This window comes from Streptomyces sp. NRRL S-118 (assembly GCF_000716335.1).
In the GTDB taxonomy this organism is placed as follows: domain Bacteria; phylum Actinomycetota; class Actinomycetes; order Streptomycetales; family Streptomycetaceae; genus Streptomyces.
Window position 1 is genome coordinate 129,284 of the sequence record NZ_KL591007.1, and the last position, 21,720, is coordinate 151,003.

Annotated in this window: 17 protein-coding genes; 10 read left to right on the forward strand and 7 right to left on the reverse strand. The window is 73.4% G+C overall.

The window, feature by feature from the left end:
• Positions 1 to 284: 284 nt before the first annotated feature.
• The 3 genes from IH00_RS0114965 (at position 285) to IH00_RS0114975 (ending at position 4,433) form a co-directional block, all read left to right on the forward strand.
• Positions 285 to 1,667 (forward strand): maltokinase N-terminal cap-like domain-containing protein, encoded by a 1,383-nt coding sequence (locus tag IH00_RS0114965; protein ID WP_031073664.1) that lies wholly within the window; start codon positions 285 to 287, stop codon positions 1,665 to 1,667.
• A 22-nt stretch (positions 1,668 to 1,689) separates the two neighbouring features.
• The gene (gene glgB, locus IH00_RS0114970; protein WP_031073667.1) at positions 1,690 to 3,984 is read left to right on the forward strand and encodes a 1,4-alpha-glucan branching enzyme; all 2,295 of its coding nucleotides are present in this window, start codon (positions 1,690 to 1,692) and stop codon (positions 3,982 to 3,984) included.
• 68 nt (positions 3,985 to 4,052) lie between these two features.
• Positions 4,053 to 4,433: a hypothetical protein gene (locus IH00_RS0114975; RefSeq protein ID WP_158827815.1), complete on the forward strand. Its 381-nt coding sequence runs from the start codon at positions 4,053 to 4,055 to the stop codon at positions 4,431 to 4,433.
• Here IH00_RS0114975 and IH00_RS0114980 read toward each other — a convergent pair.
• The 4 genes from IH00_RS0114980 to IH00_RS0114995 all read right to left on the reverse strand — a co-directional run bounded on the left by IH00_RS0114980 (position 4,405) and on the right by IH00_RS0114995 (position 8,099).
• Positions 4,405 to 6,639, reverse strand: coding sequence for a HelD family protein (locus IH00_RS0114980; RefSeq protein WP_031073672.1), 2,235 nt, complete (start codon positions 6,637 to 6,639; stop codon positions 4,405 to 4,407). The two genes, IH00_RS0114975 and IH00_RS0114980, sit on opposite strands and share 29 nt — an antisense overlap.
• Positions 6,640 to 6,836: 197 nt before the next feature.
• Positions 6,837 to 7,175: a thioredoxin gene (gene trxA / locus IH00_RS0114985; RefSeq protein ID WP_031073675.1), complete on the reverse strand. Its 339-nt coding sequence runs from the start codon at positions 7,173 to 7,175 to the stop codon at positions 6,837 to 6,839.
• Positions 7,172 to 7,558, reverse strand: a complete 387-nt coding sequence (locus IH00_RS0114990; protein ID WP_031073677.1) for a MerR family transcriptional regulator — start codon at positions 7,556 to 7,558, stop codon at positions 7,172 to 7,174. Before IH00_RS0114990 ends, trxA begins: the two co-directional genes overlap by 4 nt.
• A 28-nt stretch (positions 7,559 to 7,586) precedes the next feature.
• On the reverse strand, positions 7,587 to 8,099 hold the full coding sequence (locus IH00_RS0114995) for an Lrp/AsnC family transcriptional regulator (protein ID WP_031073679.1): 513 nt from the start codon (positions 8,097 to 8,099) through the stop codon (positions 7,587 to 7,589).
• Between the two features lie 45 nt (positions 8,100 to 8,144).
• Between IH00_RS0114995 and IH00_RS0115000 the strand changes: the two genes are divergently transcribed.
• Both IH00_RS0115000 and IH00_RS0115005 read left to right on the forward strand, forming a co-directional pair.
• Positions 8,145 to 9,044 carry an NAD-dependent epimerase/dehydratase family protein gene (locus IH00_RS0115000; protein ID WP_031073681.1) on the forward strand — a complete coding sequence of 300 codons (900 nt, stop codon included), beginning with the start codon at positions 8,145 to 8,147 and terminating at the stop codon, positions 9,042 to 9,044.
• Positions 9,041 to 9,922 (forward strand): aldo/keto reductase, encoded by an 882-nt coding sequence (locus IH00_RS0115005; RefSeq protein WP_031073683.1) that lies wholly within the window; start codon positions 9,041 to 9,043, stop codon positions 9,920 to 9,922. The genes IH00_RS0115000 and IH00_RS0115005 overlap by 4 nt, the downstream gene beginning before the upstream one ends.
• Before the next feature lie 318 nt (positions 9,923 to 10,240).
• On the opposite strand, the gene IH00_RS0115010 is transcribed toward IH00_RS0115005, so the two are convergent.
• Positions 10,241 to 11,863: an MFS transporter gene (locus tag IH00_RS0115010; RefSeq protein WP_031073685.1), complete on the reverse strand. Its 1,623-nt coding sequence runs from the start codon at positions 11,861 to 11,863 to the stop codon at positions 10,241 to 10,243.
• Positions 11,864 to 11,974: 111 nt separating this feature from the next.
• Here IH00_RS0115010 and IH00_RS0115015 point away from each other — a divergent pair, with 111 nt between their 5' ends.
• Both IH00_RS0115015 and IH00_RS0115020 read left to right on the forward strand, forming a co-directional pair.
• Complete coding sequence (locus IH00_RS0115015) at positions 11,975 to 12,568, forward strand: TetR/AcrR family transcriptional regulator (RefSeq protein ID WP_031073686.1); 594 nt, start codon at positions 11,975 to 11,977, stop codon at positions 12,566 to 12,568.
• 114 nt (positions 12,569 to 12,682) lie between these two features.
• Entirely contained in the window at positions 12,683 to 15,493 is a 2,811-nt protein-coding gene (locus IH00_RS0115020) for a P-loop NTPase fold protein (RefSeq protein WP_052411390.1), read from the forward strand.
• 30 nt (positions 15,494 to 15,523) lie between these two features.
• On the opposite strand, the gene IH00_RS0115025 is transcribed toward IH00_RS0115020, so the two are convergent.
• Both IH00_RS0115025 and IH00_RS0115030 read right to left on the reverse strand, forming a co-directional pair.
• Complete coding sequence (locus IH00_RS0115025) at positions 15,524 to 16,720, reverse strand: YncE family protein (RefSeq protein ID WP_031073689.1); 1,197 nt, start codon at positions 16,718 to 16,720, stop codon at positions 15,524 to 15,526.
• Between the two features lie 334 nt (positions 16,721 to 17,054).
• A complete protein-coding gene (locus IH00_RS0115030; RefSeq protein ID WP_031073691.1) occupies positions 17,055 to 18,431 on the reverse strand; it encodes a cation:dicarboxylate symporter family transporter in 1,377 nt (458 codons plus the stop codon).
• 245 nt (positions 18,432 to 18,676) lie between these two features.
• On the opposite strand from IH00_RS0115030, the gene IH00_RS0115035 reads away from it, so the two are divergent.
• The 3 genes from IH00_RS0115035 (at position 18,677) to IH00_RS0115045 (ending at position 21,716) form a co-directional block, all read left to right on the forward strand.
• Positions 18,677 to 20,242 carry a sensor histidine kinase gene (locus IH00_RS0115035; RefSeq protein ID WP_052411391.1) on the forward strand — a complete coding sequence of 522 codons (1,566 nt, stop codon included), beginning with the start codon at positions 18,677 to 18,679 and terminating at the stop codon, positions 20,240 to 20,242.
• Complete coding sequence (locus IH00_RS0115040) at positions 20,239 to 20,928, forward strand: response regulator (protein ID WP_031073695.1); 690 nt, start codon at positions 20,239 to 20,241, stop codon at positions 20,926 to 20,928. The genes IH00_RS0115035 and IH00_RS0115040 overlap by 4 nt, the downstream gene beginning before the upstream one ends.
• Before the next feature lie 101 nt (positions 20,929 to 21,029).
• Positions 21,030 to 21,716, forward strand: a complete 687-nt coding sequence (locus tag IH00_RS0115045; RefSeq protein WP_078887763.1) for a helix-turn-helix domain-containing protein — start codon at positions 21,030 to 21,032, stop codon at positions 21,714 to 21,716.
• The last annotated feature ends 4 nt before the right edge of the window (positions 21,717 to 21,720 follow it).

The following is a 21,720-nucleotide window of genomic DNA, read 5'->3' on the forward strand; positions in this document are numbered from 1 at the left end:
GGCGTAACGGCCCTCCGGGGAGCCGGGTCCGCGGATGCCCGCGGACCGGCATACCGGGGCGGCATATACACCGTGCCGAAGGCCCCCGCAGGCGGGGAGAGTTCCTCGGAACCGGGCGTTTCCGGTGCCGCACCCTGGGAACTCTCCCCCTCATACGTCGATTCGGGTCTATACGGACCATCCCCGCCCGACACGTCCCGCACAGCCGGACAGCAATCGCCGCATTCCGGGACACTCTGCACGTTCTGTGCATTCTGTAGTGCCCGGGGAAAGGACGCGCTGCCATGTCGGAGACCGCATCCACCGCCCGGGCACCGGTCGCCCTGCTCCCCTCCTTGGTGCCACTGCTCCACGAATGGCTGCCCCGGCAGCGCTGGTTCGCCGGCAAGGGCCGGCCCGTCACGGGCTTCACCCTCGTCTCGGCGACCGAACTGCTGCCCGTCGTCGACTCGGCCGGCCCCGGTCTGCTGCACCTGCTCGTCCGCGTCCAGCAGCCCGGGCTCGCGCCGTCCGCCCAGGCCGACTGCTACCAACTGCTGCTCGGCGTGCGCGCCACCCTGCCGCCGGCGCTCGCCCACGCCCTCATCGGCCGCGTACCGGACGGACCGCTCGCCGGGCGCACGGTGTACGAGGGACTGCGGGACCCGCGCCTCGCCTCGCTGCTGCTGGAACGGTTGCGCACCCCCGGCCCCATGGGTCCGCTGCGGTTCTCCAGGACGGTCGCGATCCCGGAGGGGCTCACCCCGCGCGTGCTGGACGCGGAGCAGTCCAACTCCTCGCTGGTGTACGGCGATGCGTACATCCTCAAGGTGTTCCGGCGGATCTGGTCGGGTGCCAACCCGGACCTGGAACTGCCCCTCGCGCTCGCCCGCGCCGGGTGCAGCCGGGTCCCCGCGCCCGTCGCCTGGTACGAGACCGTCAACAACCACCCGGAGCCCGGCACGCTCGGCGTCCTCCAGCCCTATCTGCGGGGCTCCCAGGACGGCTGGCAGCTCGCCCTGGACGCGCTCGCGGACGGCCGGGACTTCACCGACGAGGCTCTGGCGCTCGGCCGCGCCACCGCGGAGGTGCACACCGCGCTCGCCGAAGCCCTGCCGACGGTCGCGCTCGGCCGCCCGCAGACCGAGAACCTGGCCATCCAGATGACCCGCCGCCTCGACGCCGCCGCCCAGGCCGTACCCGCGCTCCTGCCGTACGTGTCCGGGCTGCGCACCGCCTTCGACGCGGTCGGCAAGCTGGCCGCCGAGGACGTCACCTGGCGGGCGCAGCGGGTCCACGGCGACCTCCACCTGGGCCAGACCCTGCGCACGAAGGACGGCGACTGGTCGGTGATCGACTTCGAGGGGGAGCCCGCGAAGCCGCTCGCCGAGCGCCGCCGCCCGCAGCCGCCCGTCCGCGACGTGGCCGGGATACTGCGCTCCTTCGACTACGCGGCCCGCTCCTTCCGCCCCTGGAACGCGGACTGGGCGGAACGCTGCCGCGACGCGTACTGCACCGGCTACGCCGAGGCATCCGGCACCGATCCGCGCGACGAGCCCGCACTGCTGCGGGCGTACGAGACGGACAAGGCCGTGTACGAGGTCCTGTACGAGGCCCGGCACCGACCCGACTGGCTACCGGTCCCGATGGCGGCCATCCGCCGCCTGGCCGCACAGCCGACCCCCTGACGCCTTGAGGAGGCCCTTCCCCGTGACCCCCCGTCGTCCGACCCGCAATCCCGCAGCCCGGACCCAGCCCAGCAACGTCAAGACAACGCCCGTCGGGGACGCCACCGCCCTCCCCACGGCGCCGCCCGGCGCGACCCCCCGGCCGCGTACCGGAGCGGGCGCCGTCCCGGCCGCACCGCTGGACGCCGCCGACCGGGGGCGGCTGCTCGCCGGGGAGCACCACGACCCGCACGCGCTGCTCGGCGCGCACCCGGTCGAGGGCGGCGTCGCGATCCGGGCGCTGCGCCCGTACGCGGTGGGCGTGACCGTCCTCGCGGACGGGTCGCGCACCGAGCTGCACGACGACGGCGACGGGCTCTTCTCGGGAGTGCTGCCGCTCGCCGGGGTGCCGGACTACCGGCTCCTGGTCGCGTACGAATCCGCTGTCGTCGAGGTGGACGACCCGTACCACTACCTGCCCGCGCTCGGGGAGCTGGACCTGCACCTGATCGGCGAAGGCCGCCACGAGCAGCTGTGGACGGCACTCGGCGCGCATCCGATGACCCACCAGGGCACCGAGGGCACCCGCTTCACGGTGTGGGCGCCCAACGCCCGCGGGGTGCGGCTGGTCGGCGAGTTCAACTACTGGGACGAGGCCACCGGCCTGCCGATGCGGTCGCTCGGCGGCACCGGCGTGTGGGAGTTGTTCGTGCCCGGCATCGGCGAGGGCGCGCTGTACAAGTTCGCCGTCACCGGGCCCGACGGCAGCCGGTCGCTGCGCGCCGACCCGATGGCCCGCCGCACCCAGTGCCCGCCGGAGACCGCGTCGATCGTCACCGCCTCCCACTACGAGTGGCAGGACGGGGAGTGGATGGCGCACCGCGGCGACCGGCCGGTGCACGAGGCGCCGTTCTCCGTCTACGAGGTGCACCTGCCCTCCTGGCGGCCGGGCCTGACCTACCAGGAACTGGCCGAGCAGCTCCCCGCGTACGCCAAGGAGCTCGGCTTCACCCACGTGGAGCTGATGCCGGTCGCCGAGCACCCCTACAGCCCGTCCTGGGGCTACCAGGTCACCGGCTTCTACGCGCCCACGGCCCGGCTCGGCACCCCGGACGACTTCAGGTACTTCGTGGACGCCTGCCACCGCGCCGGGATCGGCGTGATCGTGGACTGGGTGCCGGCGCACTTCCCGAAGGACGACTGGGCGCTGGCCCGCTTCGACGGCACGCCGCTGTACGAGCACCCGGACCCGCGGCGCGCCGAGCACCCCGACTGGGGGACCCTCGAATTCGACTACGGCCGCACCGAGGTCCGCAACTTCCTCGTCGCGAACGCGGTCTACTGGTGCGAGGAGTTCCACATCGACGGACTGCGCGTCGACGCCGTCGCCTCGATGCTGTACCTGGACTACTCGCGCGAGGGCGGGGATTGGGCGCCCAACGAGTTCGGCGGCCGGGAGAACTTCGACGCCGTGTCCTTCCTCCAGGAGATGAACGCCACCGTCTACCGCCGCTGCCCGGGCGTGGTGACGATCGCGGAGGAGTCCACGGCCTGGGAGGGTGTCACCCGCCCGACCGACAGCGGCGGTCTGGGCTTCGGCCTGAAGTGGAACATGGGCTGGATGCACGACTCGCTGGTGTACGTCTCCAAGGAGCCGGTGCACCGCAAGTACCACCACAACGAGATGACCTTCTCGATGGTGTACGCGTACAGCGAGAACTACGTCCTGCCGATCTCGCACGACGAGGTGGTGCACGGCAAGCAGGCGCTGGTGACCAAGATGCCGGGCGACTGGTGGCAGCGGCGCGCCAACCACCGCGCGTACCTCGGCTTCATGTGGGCGCACCCCGGCAAGCAGCTGCTCTTCATGGGCCAGGAGTTCGGGCAGGGCGCGGAGTGGTCCGAGGCGCACGGCCCGGAGTGGTGGCTGCTGGCGGACGACTACCACTCGGCCGGCGACCACCGCGGCATGCGCGACCTGGTGCGCGACCTGAACCGGGTGTACACCGCGACGCCCGCGCTGTGGGAACGCGACACCGTCCCGGAGGGCTTCCAGTGGGTGCTGGGCGACGCGGCCGACGACAACGTCTTCGCGTTCCTGCGGTACGACGCCCGGCGCAACCCGCTGCTGGCGGTGACCAACTTCTCCCCGGTGGTGCGCCAGGACTACCGGCTGTGGGCGCCGGAGGGCATCTCGGCGTGGACGGAGGTCCTCAACACGGACGCCGCGGCGTACGGCGGCGGTGACGTCCGCAACGCCGAGCCGGTGAAGCGGGAGGCGGACGGCGTCCGGCTGACGCTGCCGCCGCTGGCGACGGTGTACCTGAAGCCCGCGTGACCCCGTGACCGCGTGACCTTCCGGAACGGTGCTGCGGGGCGGCCGGTCGCCGGGCGAGGATGGCCGGCATGAACGACCGCCCCGCGCTCCCCCCGCACGCCCTGCTGCTCTTCGACCGCGACGACGGCGTCTGCGTCCTGCCGTCGTACGAAGCCGCCGAGAACTCCCTGGAGGCCGCCGACGTCGCCGCCGGGGAGTACGAGGCGTACGCCCCGGACGGCAGGGTGGTGCGGCTGGCCGCGCCCGGAGGGCCGTACGGGCCGGTGAGCGTCACGGCGACCGGGGAGTTCGACCCCGCCGGGCTGGAGGCGCGGATCGTGCGCGTCTGGCGCGACGCGTTCCCCGGCGAGACCCCGCCCGGCGCCGCCGAGCTGGCGCGCATGCACCTGGAGCGTGAGCCGAGGGCCCCCCGGCGCCTGTTCAGCTTCCGGTTCCGGCGCCGGCCCTGATGACGCCGAGCCGCTGGGTCGCGCGGGTCAGCGCCACGTAGAGGTCGTTGACGCCGTGCGGCCCGGCGGCGCGGATGGCGTCCGGGTCCACGACGATCACCGTGTCGAACTCCAGGCCCTTCGCCTGGCGGGGCTCCAGCAGCACGACCGTCCGGGTGAGGTCGGGCACCGGGTCGTACGCGGCGCCGGGCAGCGCCTCGCCGATCGCCTGGAGCCGGCCCGCCGGGGCGATGACGGCGAGCCGTCCTTCGGCGGGCGTCTCGCGCCGCACGGCCTCGGCGACCGCGCCGGGCAGGTCGTCCGCGGTCACCTCCCAGGGCGGGACGCCGGTGGACCGGACCGACCGCGGCGGCTCGAACCCCGGGTCCTCGGCGCGGCGCACCGCTGCCGCGACCTCCATGATCTCGGCGGGCGTGCGGTAGTTGACCCCGAGCCGTACGTGTTCGAACCGGTCGCCCACGTACGGCGCGAGGATCTCCTCCCAGGAACCGCAGCCGGCCGCGTCCCCTGTCTGGGCGGGGTCGCCGACGAGGGTCATGGAGCGGGTCGGGATGCGGCGCATCAGCAGCCGCCACGCCATCGCGGACAGTTCCTGCGCCTCGTCGACGATGACGTGCCCGAACGCCCAGGTGCGGTCGGCGGCGGCGCGCTCGGCGGCGCTGCGGTGGTCGGCCTCCTCGTGGCGCTCGGCGAACCGTTCGGCGTCGATGATGTCGTGGGCGCCGAGCACCTCGGACTCCTCGTCCTCGAACTCGTACGTGCGCGAGGCGTAGCTGACGTCCAGGACACCCTGCGCGTAGGCGATGCGCGCGCCGCGCTCCCGCTCGGCGGCGGCGCGTTCGGCGGTGTCGTCGTGGCCGAGGAGCTCGGCGGCCTCGTCGAGCAGCGGTACGTCGGCCTCGGTCCACGGCCCGTGGTCCCGGCGGACGAACTCGGCCTCGCCGTCCGCCAGGTAGCCGTCCGGTGCGGCGAGGAAACCTGCGAGGAGCTGCTGCGGGGTGAGCGTGGGCCACAGCTCCTCGACGGCTGCGTGGACGTACGGGCTGGCGGCGATCTCCTTGCGCATCTGCGTGATGTCGGACGGGTCGAGGAGGTTGGGTCCGCCGAACGGGTCGGCGCCGAGCCGCTCGGCGAGCTGCTCGGTGAGGGCGTCGATGATGCGGAAGGTGAAGCGCGGCCGCGCGAGGTTGTGCGGCAGTCCGGTGCCCCGGGCGTCCCAGCGGGCGTCCTCGGCCATGTTGCGGTCCAGGAGCAGGGTGCCGTAGTCGTCGTGGTCGATCTCGATCGGCGCGTCGGTGGGCGGCACGGTCTGCTGGTCGCGCAGGTACCGGGCGAGGACGTCCGCCATGCCGGCGCGGCCCTTTATCTCGGCGGCCTCGGGGGTGTCGGTGCCGGTGGCGCGTACACCGGGGAAGAGCTCCGCCATGGTGGCGAGGAGCACGCCGGTCTCGCCGAGCGCGGGCAGGACTTCGCCGATGTACCCGAGGAAGGCGGGGTTGGGCCCGACGATGAGGACCGCGCGGCGGGCGAGCTGCTCGCGGTGCGCGTAGAGGAGGTACGCGGCCCGGTGCAGCGCGACGGCCGTCTTGCCGGTGCCGGGGCCGCCCTCGACGACGAGGACGCCCTGGTGCGGCGCGCGGATGATGCGGTCCTGCTCGGCCTGGATGGTCTGCACGATGTCGCCCATCCGGCCGGTGCGGGCGGCGTCGAGCGCGGCGAGCAGCACGGCGTCGGCGTCCGGGTTCTCCAGCCCGGTGCGGGTGGTGTCGGCCAGGTCGAGGATCTCGTCGTGCAGCGCGGTGACGTCGCGGCCGCGGGTGGTGATGTGCCGGCGGCGCCTGAGGCCCATGGGTTCGTATCCGGTGGCGAGGTAGAACGGGCGCGCCACCTCGGCCCGCCAGTCCACGACGAGGGGGGTGCGCTCCTCGTCGTCGTCGCGGATGCCGATGCGCCCGATGTGGTGGTCGCGCCCGTCCCGGAACTCCAGCCGTCCGAAACACAGACCGTTCTCCCCGGCGTCGAACGCCGCGAGCAGCCCGGACTGCTCGGCGACCAGCACATCCCGCTCCAGCCGCGCCTGGAATCCGCTGCCGGCGTCCTTGAGCGCCTCCCGGACGGCCCGTTCGGCCTGGTCGCGCAGGTGGTCGAGTCGCGCGTAGAGCTCATCGATGAATTGCTGCTCAGTCCGATATTCCTCGGTTGACAATTCGACTCCTGACGCGATACAGTGCGTTTATTCGACTTCCGCGTGCGGCTTTCCATGCCCGCACACGAACAATCAAATATACGCGAGGAAAGACCCCGGCCGCCAATGCGGACCGGGGTCTTTTCCGTTCGCCCTCCGGGCGGTGGGCACTCAGGCGGCGAGGAACCGCGGAGCGGCGGGCGGGCGGTGTCCGCCCGTCACCGCGCCGGCGTGAGGCGTGGTTCCAGGACGTCCTCCAGCTCCTGGAGCAGACGGCGCTTGGGGCGGGCCCCGACCATCGACTTCACCGGCTCGCCGGAGCGGAACAGCAGCAGCGTCGGCATCGACAGCACGCCGTACCGGATCACCGTCTCCGGACTGGTGTCGGCGTCGATCACCACCACGTCCAGCCGGTCCTTCTCCTCCTCCGCGACCGCGGCGAGGACCGGGGCCATCTGGCGGCAGGGGCCGCACCAGCCGGCGGTGAACTCGACGAGGACGGGGCGGTCGGCCGCCAGGACACGGGTGTCGAAGTCGGCGTCGGTCACGTGCTTCATGAGGTGCCTCCGAAGGCGCATCGTGGTGCGGGAGTGTCGGTCGCCAGGGCCAGCCGGGCGGCGACCTCCGCACGGACCGACTCCAGCCGGCCGATCAGGCCGTCGAGTTCGGCGAGCTTGCGGCGGTAGACGTCGAGCGACGCCGGGCACGCGTCGCCGGCCGGGTGGCCGGCGCGCAGGCAGTCGACGAAGGGCCGGGTCTCCTCCAGATCGAACCCGAAGTCCTGCAGCGTGCGGATCTGCCGCAGCAGCCGCAAGTCGTCCTCGTCGTACGTGCGGTGTCCGTTCTCCGCCCGCCGGGCGGGGAGCAGGCCGCGGGACTCGTAGTAGCGCAGGGTGCGCGTGGTCGTTCCCGCGCGCTGCGCAAGCTCGCCGATTCGCATGCCGTGAAGGTACGCCTTGACGTCGGCGTCAAGGCAACAGCGGTTTGCGCGGCACCGGCGACGACAGCACGATCGACGTCGTCGTACGCCCCAGCGCCGACGTCTGCTCCAGGACGTCCTCCAGGTGGGCGGTGTCCGTCACCGCCACCTTGAGGATCCAGCAGTCCTCCCCCACCACGTGGTGGGCCTCCAGGATCTCGGGGCGGGCCAGCAGCTCCAGGGTCCTGGGGTGCTTGAAGGTGTAGCCGCCGTGCGGGTTGACGCGGATGAACGCCTGGATGCCGTACCCGAGGCGGGCCGGGGAGACGTGCGCCCCGTAGCCGGTGATCGCGCCGCACGTCTCCAGGCGGCGGACGCGCTCGGCCACCGCCGCCGGGCTGAGCCGGACGCGGCGGCCGAGCTCGCTCAGCCTGATGCGGCCGTCGGTCTGGACGAGCTCCAGGATCTTCCGGTCCACCTGGTCGATCCCCACCGCCGTCGTTTCATCGGCGGCGGCACGCAAGCGCCGTGGTTCTTTCGGTGCGGCGGCCGCATCTCCCATGGTTCCCCCTTCAGACTGCGACCCGTCAACGTAACACTGGTGCACATGCTGCACATATGCGTGATCGGCGGGAGCCGGTACATCGGAAAGCGCCTCGTCCAGAGGCTGCTGACGTCCGGTCATGAGGTGACCGTCATCAACCGCGGGTCCTCCGCACCGCCCGCCGGCGCCCGCCTCGTCGTCGCGGACCGCGACGACGAGGAGGCGCTCGAAGCGGCGCTCGGCCCGATGGCCTTCGACGTCGTCATCGACCAGGTCTGCTACACCCCGCGCCAGGCCGCCGTCGCCCGGCGCGTCCTCGGGTCCCGTACCCGGCGGTACGTCATGACGTCGACGGTCGAGGTGTACGAGCACCAGGACACGGCCTCGCCCGTCCGCGAGGACGCCGTCGACCCGCGCACGGTCGCGGTGGACCTGGACCTGCCCTGGGACGACCCGGAGTTCGGCGAGGCCCACTACGGGGAGGGCAAGCGGCAGGCGGAGGCGGTCTTCGCGCAGGACCCGGCGTTCCCGTACGTCGCGGTGCGGGTGGCGCACGTCCTCGGCGGCGACGACGACTTCACCGGGCGCATCGCGCACTACGCGGACCGGATCAGGGCGGGCGCGCCCATCGCCGTGCCGGTGACGAACCACCCGGCGACCTACGTGTACGTCGACGACATCGCGGACTTCCTGGCCCGCACGGCGGAGGCGGACTTCACCGGCCCGGTGAACGCCGCCTCCCCCGGCCCGCTGACGACCGGGGACATCTGCGCGGCCGTCGAGGCCCACACCGGCGGGCGGGCGGTGTTCCGGGAGGTGGAGGCGGGCGAGGTCTCCCCGTTCTCCTTCCGGCGCTCGTACGCGATGGACACCACGCGTGCGGCAGCGCTCGGTCACACCTTCGGGCACACCTCGGGCTGGCTGGCGCGGGCCGTCGGCGAGACGGTGGGGGCGGCGCGGTGAAGCAGCGGTTCATCGGCGGCATCGAGGTCGGCGCCGTAGGGCTCGGGGCGATGCCGCTGTCCATCGAGGGCCGTCCCGACGAGGAGCGGGCCGTCGCCACGGTGCACGCGGCGCTCGACGCGGGCGTCACGCTCGTCGACACGGCCGACTCGTACCATCCGCCCGGGGAGGAGCCGGGCGCCGGCGAACTGCTGGTGGCACGGGCCCTGGCGGCGTACGGCGGCGGCGCGCGCGACCGTGTGCTCGTCGCCACCAAGGGCGGCCGGGGCCGCACCCCCGACGGCGGCTGGACCGTCGACGGCCGGCCCGCGCACCTGCACCGCGCCGCACAGGCGTCGGCGCGGCGGCTGGGCGTCGAGGCGATCGGGCTGTACCAGCTGCACAAGCCGGACCCGGCCGTGCCGTACGCGGAGTCGCTGGGCGCGCTGCGGGAGCTGCTCGACGCGGGCACCATCCGGCTGGCGGGCATCTCCAACGTCGACACGGCGCAGATCCTCCTCGCCCGCGAGATCCTCGGCGACCGGCTGGCATCCGTGCAGAACCGCTACTCGCCGGCGGTCCGGGACAGCGAGCCGGAACTGCGGCTCTGCGCCGAGCTGGGCCTGGCGTTCCTGCCCTGGAGCCCCCTCGGCGGCATCTCGCGCAGCTCGCTCGACGGCACCTCGCCGCAGGCCCCGGACCCGCGCTTCGCCGCCTTCCACCGGGTGGCCCGGGACCGCGGCGTCAGCCCCCAGTGCGTGGCCCTGGCCTGGTCGCTGTCCCGCTCCCCGGCGGTCCTCCCGATCCCGGGCGCGAGCCGCCCGGCCACGGCCCGCGACTCCGCCTCGTCCGCGGCCCTGACCCTGACCCCGGAGGAACTGCGGCTGCTGGGCCCGTAGGCCCGGCGAACGCGCCGCGCGGCGATACGGCGGGGCGGCCGGCCCCGCGTGCGGGCCGCGCGAGCCCCGGGGCGGGACTGACCTGCTGGAGACCGCCGAGGGACCGGAACGAGGGCAATTCATCCGACACGGTGGACGGTGAAGCCCCCACGGCCCGGAACAACGCCCACCCACACCGCCTCCCCACGGCCCCTCGGACCGATCCGCCCCCATGTCCCAGCGGTTCCCGGTAGTGGTCGGCGGACGGGCTTCCAGGCTGAGCCCGGCCCGGGACGTGCGGCCCCCCGGCGGCACGTCGCGGACCGGGCGGTCCGGGGGTCAGACGCGCTCGGGGGTCCGGTCCTCGGTGCGGAGGGTGGTCTCCCGGCGCGTGCGGCCCGGGAGCAGGACGGCCACCAGCACCGTGCCCGCCGCCAGGATCGCCGCGCCGATCAGGCTGGTGTGGGCCACCGCGTCGGAGAAGGCCGAGCCCACCGCGTCGGCCGTCCGGCGGGCCGCCTCCGCGAGCTGGGCGGCCTGCTCCGGGGAGCCGGCCTGCGCCGCCTTGTCGGCGATCGACCGCGCCACGGCGTACCCCGCGCCCACCGAGTCCTGGGCCGTGGACAGCGCCCCGGCCGGCAGGCCGGTGCCGCGCGCCGCGTCGGCGAGGTGGTCGGAGTAGGAGGAGGCCAGGACCGAGCCGAGCAGTGCGATGCCCAGCGATCCGCCCAGCTCCAGCGAGGTGTCGTTGACGGCGCCGCCGACACCCAGCTCCGACTCGGGGAAAGCGCCCATGATCGCGTCGGTGCACGGCGACAGCGCCAGGCCGATCGCCACGCCCAGGACGACGAGCGGGGCGACGAGGTCGCCGTACCCGGACGCCGCGTCGATCCGGGTGAGCAGCGCGAGTGCGGCCGTACCGAGCGCCATGCCCGTCGTGACGGTGACCTTCATGCCGAGGCGCGGCGTCAGGAACCCGGTGAGGGCCGAGCCGACGAAGACCGCGCCGGCCAGCGGGAGCATCCGCACGCCCGTGTCGAGCGGGTCGTACCCGAGCACGAACTGCAGGTGCTGCGTGAGGTAGTAGAAGGCGCCGAAGACGGCGAGGAAGAACAGCGCCACGGCGAGGTTGGAGCCGGCGAAGCCGCGGTCGAGGAAGCGGCGGACGTCCAGGACCGGCCGCGGGTGGCGCAGCTCCCAGACGACGAACGCGACCAGCCCGGCGCCCGCGACGACCGCCGCCCCGACCGCCTCGGCGTCCCAGCCGAAGTGCGGCCCCTGGATGATCATGTAGACGAGCGCGCCGGTCCAGACGACGGAGAGCAGCCCGCCGACGTAGTCGATGCGCCCGTGCCGTGCGGCCTTCGACGGCGGCACGAGGGCGAACGTGCCGAGGACGGCGAGCACGGCGACCGGGACGTTGATGAGGAAGGTCGAGGACCAGCCGTGGTTCTCCAGCAGCGCCCCGGCGACCAGGGGCCCGGCGGCGATGGCGATGCCCGCGGTGGCGGTCCACAGCACGATGGCCTTGGCACGCTCGGCCCGCGGGAAGGTCGCGGCCAGCAGCGAGAGCGTGGCCGGCATGATCATCGCCGCGCCGACGCCCATCACCGCCCGGGCGGCTATGACACCGGTGGCCGAGTCGACCAGCGAGCCCGCGACCGAACCCGCGCCGAAGACGACGAGCCCGAGCACCAGCGCCCCGCGGCGGCTGTACTTGTCGCCGATCGCGCCGAGGAGCAGCATCAGCGCCGCGTAGGGAACGGTGTATCCGTCGATGACCCACTGGAGGTCGGAGCTGGTGAGCCCCAGGTCCTGGGTCATGTCGGGAGCGGCGACCGTCAGCGCGGTGTTCGCCATGACGATGATCAGCAGGCTCAGGCAGAGCACGAGCAGCGCCCACCAGCGCCGCGGGTAGGGCCGGTCCATCTCCTCGACCGGCTCGTTCATGACGAGTGGCATGACCAAACCGCCCTTCCGGGGTCCATACAGTCCGAGATCTTGCACAGGCATGTGCAAATACACACTGCTGTGCAAGTTACGTGACTGCACAGTCATGTGCAAAATGAAGGGGTGACCTCAGGACGAGCCGACGCGAACCGGCGCCGCATCGAGCAGGTGGCCCTCACCGAGCTGCTGCGCGACCCCGACGCCTCCATGGACCAGATCGCCCGCGCGGCCGGCGTCGTCCGGCGGACCGTGTACGGGCACTTCCCGAGCCGCGACGCACTGATCGCCGCGCTCGTGGACAGCGCGGTCGAGTCCGTCGCGCGGGCGCACGCGAGCGGACGGACGGGCGTGGACGACCCCGCCGAGGCACTGGCGCGGGCCACGCTCGCCGCGTGGGAGATCGCCGACCGTTACCGGTTGCTGGTGGCCCTCGCCCAGCGCAGCGTCACGATGGAGGGCATCCGGGAGCGGCTCGCACCCGTCCGCAAGGAGGCCACGGACCTGCTCCAACGCGGCCTGGACGCGGGGGTGTTCACCTCCCCGCTGCCGGCGTCGGCCCTCGCGTACGTGCACGAGCACGTGCTCTTCGGGCTGATGGAGGCCGTGAACGCGGGCACGCTCGCCGCGGAGCGGGCGGGGCGGTCCGCCGCCGCGACGATGCTGATCTCGGCCGGGGTGCCCGCGGAGCGGGCGACGGAGCTGGCTCAGGCGCTGTGACCGGTCTCGCCGGCCCGTCCGGCCCCCGTCCGCCGGCTTTCCGCGACCGGACACCGGCCGCTGGGCTGTGACAGTACACTCACGCGCAGTCACCGCCCACCCGGAGGTCCTCGCGTGCCCGAAGCGCCGGTCCAGGACGTGTCACCCACCCCCTTCGAGGGCTGGCGCGATCAGGAGGAGGAAGCCGTCTACCGCGGGACGGTGGAAGCCTGCCTGGACGATCCCCGCGTCGCACGGCGGCTGGACGCGCGCCCCGGTGTGACCGCGGACGCCGTGCGGCAGGCGATGGGCAACGAGGCGAACATCGCCCGCGCGCTGGAACCCTGCGCCTCCGCCCACGCCGGGTACCGAAGGTCCGCGGAGAAACTGAACGCCGCGCGACGGGCGCTCGAACAGGCCCGGTCCGCCGTCGGGTACGACGTCCGCTCGGTGACGTTCTGGGTCTGCACCGCCGTCTTCCTGGGCACCGCGTTCACCCAGGCGACCTTCTACCCCGACCTGTCGTTCTGGAGGAAACTCGCGACCGCCGGGGCGGTGAGCGCTCCCTGGACGGTCGCCTTCCTCTGGATCCTGGGGTCGCAGCGGTCGCAGCGCAACCTGCGGAACCAGTGGACCGTCCTCCGCAGCCGCGTCCTGCGCGCGGTGCGGTCGGTGGGCGTGCGTGTCGAGACCAAGCGGTGGAGCAACGAACTCACGCGGAGCGGCACCGAAGTGGTCGTCCACCACGTCATCGACGCACTCCTCGGCGACGATCCGCATTCCGTGCTGGTGCCCGACAGCTACGACGGCCTGCGCGCCGCACGCGGTCACGCGTACATCGTGCCGGGCAGCTCGACCGAGCAACTGGAGCGCACGCTGTCCATGCTGGAGGGCGGCACCGTCGCGGTGTGCGGCCCCCGGGGTGTCGGCAAGACCACCCTCCTGGACCGTGCGCGCCGGGACGGCGACTTCACCGTCGCGGCCCACGTGCCCGCGACCTACGCACCCCACGACTTCCTGCTCTCCCTCTTCGTGAAGGTCTGCGAGCGCTACATCGCCCGGGAGGGCCACGAGGTCCCGCGGTTCACCAGGCTGTCGGGTGCGGTCCGCCTCCTGCGCCGGATCCGCCGGTCCCTGCGGCTCCTGCGGCGCCGGGTCTTCTTCGCGGTGCCCGCCGCCGTGCTGGTCGCGCTGGGCTCCGCCGCCACGGTCCGGTCGCTGTGGCACCGGCACCACGGCAGCGTGTGGACGTCGGCCGAGTCCGCCGGGAGCCGGGTCGCTGCCTGGGCGGCGGACGTCTGGCGCGGCGAGAACCTGGCGGCCGGACTCGCCGTCACCGTCGCCGGCCTCGGCGTCTGGCGGTTGCGGAGGTCCGCCCTGTGGCGCCGGCGGCTCCGGGCCGTTCCGCGGACCGTCTGCCTCGCCGCCGGGGGGCTGCTGCTGACCGGTCCGGTGGTCTCCCTGCCCATGGACGCCGGGCTGAGGAGGCACACGGCGGCCCTGTTCGGCCAGAACCTCTTCGTCGTGGGGGAACTCTTCCTGCTGCTCGCGGCCATCCTCCTGTGGGTCTCCGGCTACGTGCGGGGCCACATCCGGCTGGGCGAGTACCGGATCCCCGCACCGCGCGTGTACACCCCGGCCTCGCTCTGCTGCCTCGCCGGCTTCGCGGTGCTGTTCTGGCGCACCACGGACGCGAAGGCGCTGCTGCTCGACGAGGAGCATCCGACCCGGCTCGTCTGCGCCGTCGCCGGCTGGATGCTGCTGAGGGCCGCCTCCTGGCGGCCGGGACCCGCGGAACCCGTGCTGGTGACGCTCTGCCGCGACCAGCTGTACCACCTCAAGACCGTGCAGAGCACCTCGGCAACCGTGAACGCCGGGCTCCCGCAACCCGCCCAGCTGGTGTTCGGCCACGCGTCGTCGCTGTCCACCGTCCCCCCGAACTTCCCCGGGCTCGTGGACGAGTTCCGCTCCCTCCTGACCCGCATCGCCGCCCAGGTGCACGAGCAGGGCCACCGCACCGTGATCACCGTCGACGAACTCGACCGCCTCGGGTCCGACACCCAGGCCCTGGCCTTCCTGAGCGAGATCAAGGCCGTCCTGGGCGTGCCGCACGTCTACTACCTGATCTCCGTCGCCGAGGACGTGGGAGCGGCCTTCGTCCGGCGGGGGCTGCCGCACCGCGACGCCACCGACAGTTCGCTGGACGACATCGTCCATGTGCAGCCGTGCACCCTCGACGAGTCGCGCGCCATCATCGAGAAGCGCGCTCCGGGCCTCGTACCTCCCCCGGCAGGCGCGGAGGCGCCGCCCTACGTGGTGCTCGCCCACGCCCTCTCGGGCGGCATCCCGCGCGATCTCATCCGCTACAGCCGCCGCATCATCGAGATGCACGAACGCACCAGCTCCGTCGAGCTGAGGGACATCTCCCGCCGCCTCGTACTGGAGGAACTGGCCGAGACGCTCACCGGCTTCCGCACCCTGCTGGGCAAGCAGCCCTGGACGCCGGAGAACGCCGGGGTGCTGCACGCCTACCGCACCCTCATGGCGTACCTGCGGACGGGCTGCCCCTGCGTCACCGCGGCCCTGTCCGGGTTCGCCGCCGAGCCCCCGGCGGGCACGGCGGCGGGGCACGCGCTGCCCGAGGGCGCGGCCCACCTGATCCACGAGGCGTCGGCGTACGCGTACTACGGGCTCACGCTGCTCCAGATCTTCAGCGGCCACTCCTTCGAGCGGCGCCGCGGCGTGGCGGCGCTGCGGGGCCGGGCCGGGGATCCGCACGCCCTGGCGGAGGCCCGGCTGGAGCTCGTGCTGTCCCCGTACAGCGCCCGCGCGGTGATCGACGAGGTGCGCCGGGCGTGGGACCTGCCGCCGGTACCGGCCCCGGCGCCGCTCACCGCCATTCCCGTGCCGCGGGAGGAGCGGTGCGAGGTGCACCAGCCCGCCTGAGCGGACCCCGGCGGGCCGGCCCCGTGAGCGTCAGCGGCGCAGCCCGGCCAGCGCGTCCTCGGCGACCTTCCCGGCGCGCTCCCGCTGCGGGAAGTCGCCGACCTTCACCCGGGCGACCTCCCGGGCGGTGCGGTAGTCGACCACGGACACCTCGTCGCGCTGGGAGAGCGTGACGAAGCAGTGCGTGCCGCCGGGAGCCGTCACCGCCCAGTACGGCAGTGCGCCCTGCTCGTAGTGGACGAAGCCGTCGGTGGTCAGACCGGGGCGGGAGACGACGGCCGTGTAGTCGTCGATGGTGCCGGCCATGCAGAGCTTGTCGTGCGTGCCGTTGAGCGCCATGCCGTGGTGCGCGGAGTTCTGCGGGTAGTCGTCGGGCTCGAGCGCGGCGCCCGCGGCGCTGAACGGCATCCGCACCGTGCGGACCGTGCGGCCCGCCTCCAGGTCGTATTCGATGAAGCCGTTGAGGTACGACAGCTGGGCGTACATCGTCTTCTCGTCCGGCGTGACGACCGCCGGGCGCACGCCCTTGTCGAAGGTGTACGTGCGCAGCACCTTCAACGTCTTCGCGTCGGCGACGGTCACCCGCTTGGTGCCCTTGAGCGCGTCGAGGGCCTTGGGAAGGGAGGTGACGCCGATGGACATGTTGTAGATGCGGTTGCCGTCCGGCGAGTACATGTTCTCGTGCGGGTACGTGCCGGTCGGGAACTCGCCGGTGATACGGCCGGTGGCGGTGTCGAGCGTCTGCGCCTTGGCGGCGGTGATGGCGGAGACGACGAAGGTGGAGCCGTCCGCCGACAGTGCGGCGTGGTCGGCCTTGAAGCCGTCGAGGTGGGTGCGCCACAGCTGACGCCCGGAGGCGATGTCGTACGCGGCGGCGTCGCCGAGGTTGCCGCGCGAGACGTACAGGGTGCGGCCGTCGGGCGAGACGTGGGCGTCGTCGACGAACTTGTCGCCCCCGGCCTGCTGTCTGACGATCTCGTAGGCGGCCCGGCGGATGGGGTTCATCCCGGCCAGCACCTCGTCGAGGTCGGGGACGACGTCGAGGGAGCCGAGGTTCTCGTACGTACGGGAGTCGATGAAGCTCACCGTGCCGTCGGCGCTGTTGCCGACCAGGACGACATCGCGCGGCGGGGCCGCCTGCTCCGTCGCGGAGGAGGGGGTCACCGAACCGGCGGCGAGGGTGAGAGCGAGGGCGAGCACGGCGGGCAGGGCGTGGAGGCGCGGCATGGGACCGTCCCTTCGGAGGAGCCACGAGTACTGCATGTGCATGCCAGAAACGTCGCCCACCACGATGACACGATCCTGTTACCGGCGGTACGCCCCGGCACCGGAAACCCGTGGCGGATAGGCGGCCGTCCCGCGCCCCGGGCCCCGGACTGCCGGCACACGGCACCGCTCGAAAGGCGGCACCCCGGTCTCCTCGCCGGCACGCGGCACCGCGCGGGAGGGGCACCCCGGCCTCCTCGCCGGCACGCGGCACCGCGCGGGAGGGGCACCCCGGCCTCCTCCCGCGCGGTGGCGGCTCCGTGCGGGCTGCTCCCCGCGGGTACGGCGCCGCGCCTCAGACCTTGGCGGGCTCGCGCTGCCCGGGGGCCTCACCCTCGGCCTCCGGTGCCGCCGACCCCAGCCCCGACCCCGGCGCCGGCGACGCGTGGTCGTCCACCAGCGTCCGCTCGTCGAAGGGGACGCGACCGGCGAGGACCTCGGCGACCCGGCCGCGATCGATCTCCTTGGTCCAGGTGCCGACCAGCACGGTGGCGACCGCGTTGCCCGCGAAGTTCGTCAGGGCACGCGCCTCGCTCATGAAGCGGTCGATGCCCACGATGAGGCCGACGCCGTCGACCAGTTCGGGGCGGTGCGACTGCAGGCCCCCGGCCAGTGTCGCCAGGCCCGCGCCGGTCACGCCCGCCGCGCCCTTCGACGCGATGATCATGAAGACGAGCAGCGAGATCTGCTCCCCGACCGACAGCGGGTTGCCCATCGCCTCGGCGACGAACAGCGAGGCCATCGTCAGGTAGATGGCGGTGCCGTCCAGGTTGAAGGAGTACCCGGTCGGCACGGTGATGCCCACGACCGGCTTGCTCACGCCCAGGTGCTCCATCTTCGCGATCAGCCGCGGCAGCGCCGACTCCGAGGAGGAGGTCGACAGGATGAGCAGGAACTCCCGGCCCAGGTACTTCAGCAGCGCGAGGAGGTTCACCCCGGCCACCAGCCGCAGCAGCGCACCGAGGACGACGAAGACGAACAGGGCGCAGGTGATGTAGAAGCCGATCATGATGACGGCGAGCGACTTCAGCGCGTCGAGCCCGGTCTCGCCGACGACGGCGGCGATGGCACCGAAGGCGCCCACCGGGGCGACCCACATGATCATCGCGAGGATGCGGAACACCAGGCGCTGGATGTGCCCGATGCCGCGCAGCACCGGCTCGCCGGACCTGCCCATGGCCTGCAGGGCGAAGCCGGCGAGCAGCGCGACGAGCAGGGTCTGGAGGACCTCGCCCTCGGTGAAGGCGGACACCATGGTCTTGGGGATGACACCGAGGAGGAAGTCCACGGTGCCTTCACCGGCGCCGGACGCCTGCTTCTCGCCGGCCTGGCGCGCCGCGTCGGTGAGGTGCAGCCCGGCACCGGGCTCCAGCAGGTTGCCCACCAGCAGACCGATGGCGAGCGCGACGGTCGACATGACCATGAAGTAGCCCAGGGCCAGTCCGCCGACCGCGCCGACCTTGGCCGCCTTGCGGACCGAGCCGACCCCCAGGACGATCGTGCAGAAGATGATCGGCGAGATCATCATCTTGATCAGGTTCACGAAGCCGGTGCCCAGCGGCTTCAGCTCGACCGCCACACCCGGGGCGGCGAACCCCACGGCGATGCCGAGCACGACCGCCGCGATGACGGCCAGATACAGATAGTGGGTACGGTCCCGTCGTGCGGCCACGGGGTCCTCCTCGGTGAGTCGCTCCACTGTCCCTGTGGATCCCGGAGACCATCTCTCACCTTGTGACCGCGGTCACCGTTGCGTACCTTTCGTTCACACGTTTTCCGGCCAGGCAGACTTACCCCATGCGCAGACCCCGCGAGCCCCGCATACCGCGGGCGCCCCGCCTCCCGGCGCGGGCGCCCCGCCCCCGCGGCCTGTCCCGGGTGCCCCGCCCGCGGAGCCTCGCGGGCCAGCTCTTCGCGATGCAGGTGGTGCTGGTGGCCGTCGTCGTCGCGGGCTGCGCGCTCTTCGCCTACGTCGACGACCGCGGCCAGGCCGAGGAGACCGCGCGCCGCCAGGTCACGGCGACCGCGACGGCCGTCGCCCGCTCCCCCGCCGTCGTCGCCGCCGCCCGGTCCGGCGACCCGACGGCCGCGCTCCAGCCGTACGCCGCCTCGCTCGTCGGCGACCAGGGCGTCGCCTTCGTGACGATCATGGCGCCGGACGGTACGCGCTGGACGCACCCCGATCCGGGCCAGATCGGCAGGAAGTACCTCGGCCACATCGAGGAGGCGCGGCGCGGCGAGACGTACTCGGAGACGTACCGGGGCACGCTCGGGCGCTCGGTGCGCACCGTGGCGCCGGTGTTCGACAGGGGCAGGGTCACCGCACTCGTCAGCGCGGGCATCACCGTCGACCGGATCAGCGAGCAGCTGAGCAAACAGGTCACCGCGCTGCTGGGCATGGCGGGCGCGGCGCTGGCTCTCGGCGGTCTGGGCACGTACGTGATCAACGCGCGGTTGCGGCGGCACACGCACGGGATGAACGCCGCCGAGCTGAGCCGGATGCACGACTACCACGAGGCCGCGCTGCACGCGGTGCGCGAGGGGCTGGTGATGCTCGACGGGCAGCGGCGCATCGCGCTGATCAACGACGGGGCCCGTGAGCTGCTGGGGCTGGGCGAGGACGCGGTGGGCGCACCGGTGGCCGAGCTCGGCCTGCCGCCGTCGCTGACCGGGGCGCTGCTCGCGTCGGAGCCGCGCGCGGACGAGCTGCACCTGACGGCCGACCGCGTGCTCGTGGTCTCCACCCGTCCGGTCGTCGGCGGCGAGCGGCGCGGCACGGTGGTGACGCTGCGGGACCACACCGAGCTCCAGGCGCTCTCGGGCGAGCTGGACTCGGAGCGCGGCTTCACACAGGCCCTGCGCTCCCAGGCGCACGAGGCGGCGAACCGTCTGCACACGGTCGTGTCGCTCATCGAGCTGGGGCGGGCCGACGAGGCGGTGGAGTTCGCCACGGCGGAGCTGGAGCTGGCCCAGACCCTCACCGACCGGGTGGTCGACGCGGTCGCCGAGCCGGTCCTCGCCGCACTGCTGCTGGGCAAGGCGGCGCAGGCCAACGAGCGGGGCGTGGAGCTGGTGCTGACCGAGGACAGCCGCATCGACGACGGGGTCCTGCCGCCGACGCTCCCGCCGCGCGACCTGGTCACCATCCTGGGCAACCTCGTCGACAACGCCCTGGAGGCGGCCCAGGGCAGCCGGCTCGCGCGGGTCACCGTGACCGCGCGGGCGGACGAGGACGCCGGCGAGCTGCTGCTGCGCGTCGCCGACACCGGTCCGGGCGTCGGCCAGGAGGACCGCGACGCCGTCTTCGAGCGCGGCTGGTCCACCCGCGGTCCCGGACGCGGCCTCGGGCTCGCGCTCGTCCGCCAGGCCGCCCACCGGGGACGGGGTTCGGTGCGGGTCGCCGCCGGGCCGGACGCGGGCGCCGAGTTCACCGTACGGCTGCCGCTCGGGGCCGCGCGCGCCCCGGTGGAGACCCGCTCATGACCGCGGCACCGGCCATCAGGGTGCTGGTCGTGGAGGACGATCCGGTCGCCGCCGACGCGCACGCCCTGTACGTGGGCCGGGTGCCGGGCTTCACCGTCGTCGGCGTGGCGCACACCCGGGCCGCCGCCGGGCGGCTGCTGGAGCGGACGGCCGTCGACCTGATCCTCCTCGACCTGTACCTGCCCGACGGCCACGGTCTGCACCTGCTGCGCTCGCTGCGCGCGGCCGGGCACCACGCGGACGTCATCGCCGTCACCTCGGCGCGCGACCTGGGAATCGTGCGCGAGGGGGTGTCGCTCGGCGTGGTGCAGTACGTCCTCAAGCCGTTCACCTTCGCGACGCTGCGGGACCGGCTCGGCCGGTACGCGGAGTTCCGGGCGGCGGCCGGGGAGGCGTCCGGCCAGGAGGAGGTCGACCGGGCGCTGGCGGCGCTGCGCACGCCGCGGCCCGCGGCGCTGCCGAAGGGCCTGAGCGCGCCGACGCTGGAGGCGGTGACCCGCACGCTGCGGGAGTCGCCCGGCGGCCTGACCGCCGCCGAGGCCGGGGCGGCCGTCGGCATCTCGCGGATCACGGCGCGGCGGTACCTGGAGCACCTGGTGGAGGCGGGACGGGCGGCCCGCAGTCCGCAGTACGGCCAGGTCGGCCGCCCGGAACTCCAGTACCGGTGGATCACCGCGGTGCGGTGAATTACCCATAGGTAGTGTTTTTTCTGGACGTTCCTACGATCCGTGGCGTTGGCTGAACGCACCGTAGCCAAGGGTGACGGCCCGCACCTACCGTGTGCCGCGTGCACCCCTCCCCGCCCTCTCCACCCTTCAACGCGCTGGCCGCCCGCCGACTGCGCGAGGCACTCGGCATGGGCCCCGCCCACGTCGCCTACGGTCTGCGCGCCCAGTACGGACTGGCCGTCCCCCCGGAAACGGTGATGGCCTGGGAACGAGGCGTCGCCGCGCCCACCCCGAACGAGCTCACCGCGCTCGCCGGCGTCCTGTGGTGTTCGCCCGGCGAACTGCTGGCCGCCGCCACGACCCTGCGCGAGCACCGGATGGCGCGGGCCATGGCACCCGAGGACCTGGCCCGGCGGGTCGGCCTGGACGTCAAGTCGTACCTCCGCATGGAGGAGTCCGGCCGCTGGCGCGGGAACGAGCGGCAGACCGCCGCCCTCGCGGACGCGCTGGCCCTCGGGCCGCGCGAGCTGCTCACCGTCACGGGCCGGCACGAGCAGCTCGCGGAGCTGCTGCGCAGCGCCGCCTCGACGCGCTGGCAGGCGTACGTCCGCCCGGTGGCGAAACTGCTGCCGATGGACCGGGGCCGGCTGGAGGAGGTGCTCCAGCAACTGCACGCCGACTACCAGGCACGCATGGTGTCCACCAACAGCTGGGGCGTCGACCTCACCGACAGCAGCGACGGTCAGGCGGGCAAGGAGTTCCTGGCCCGGATAGACGAGCACTTCTGGTCGCTCGCCCACCTGTGACCGG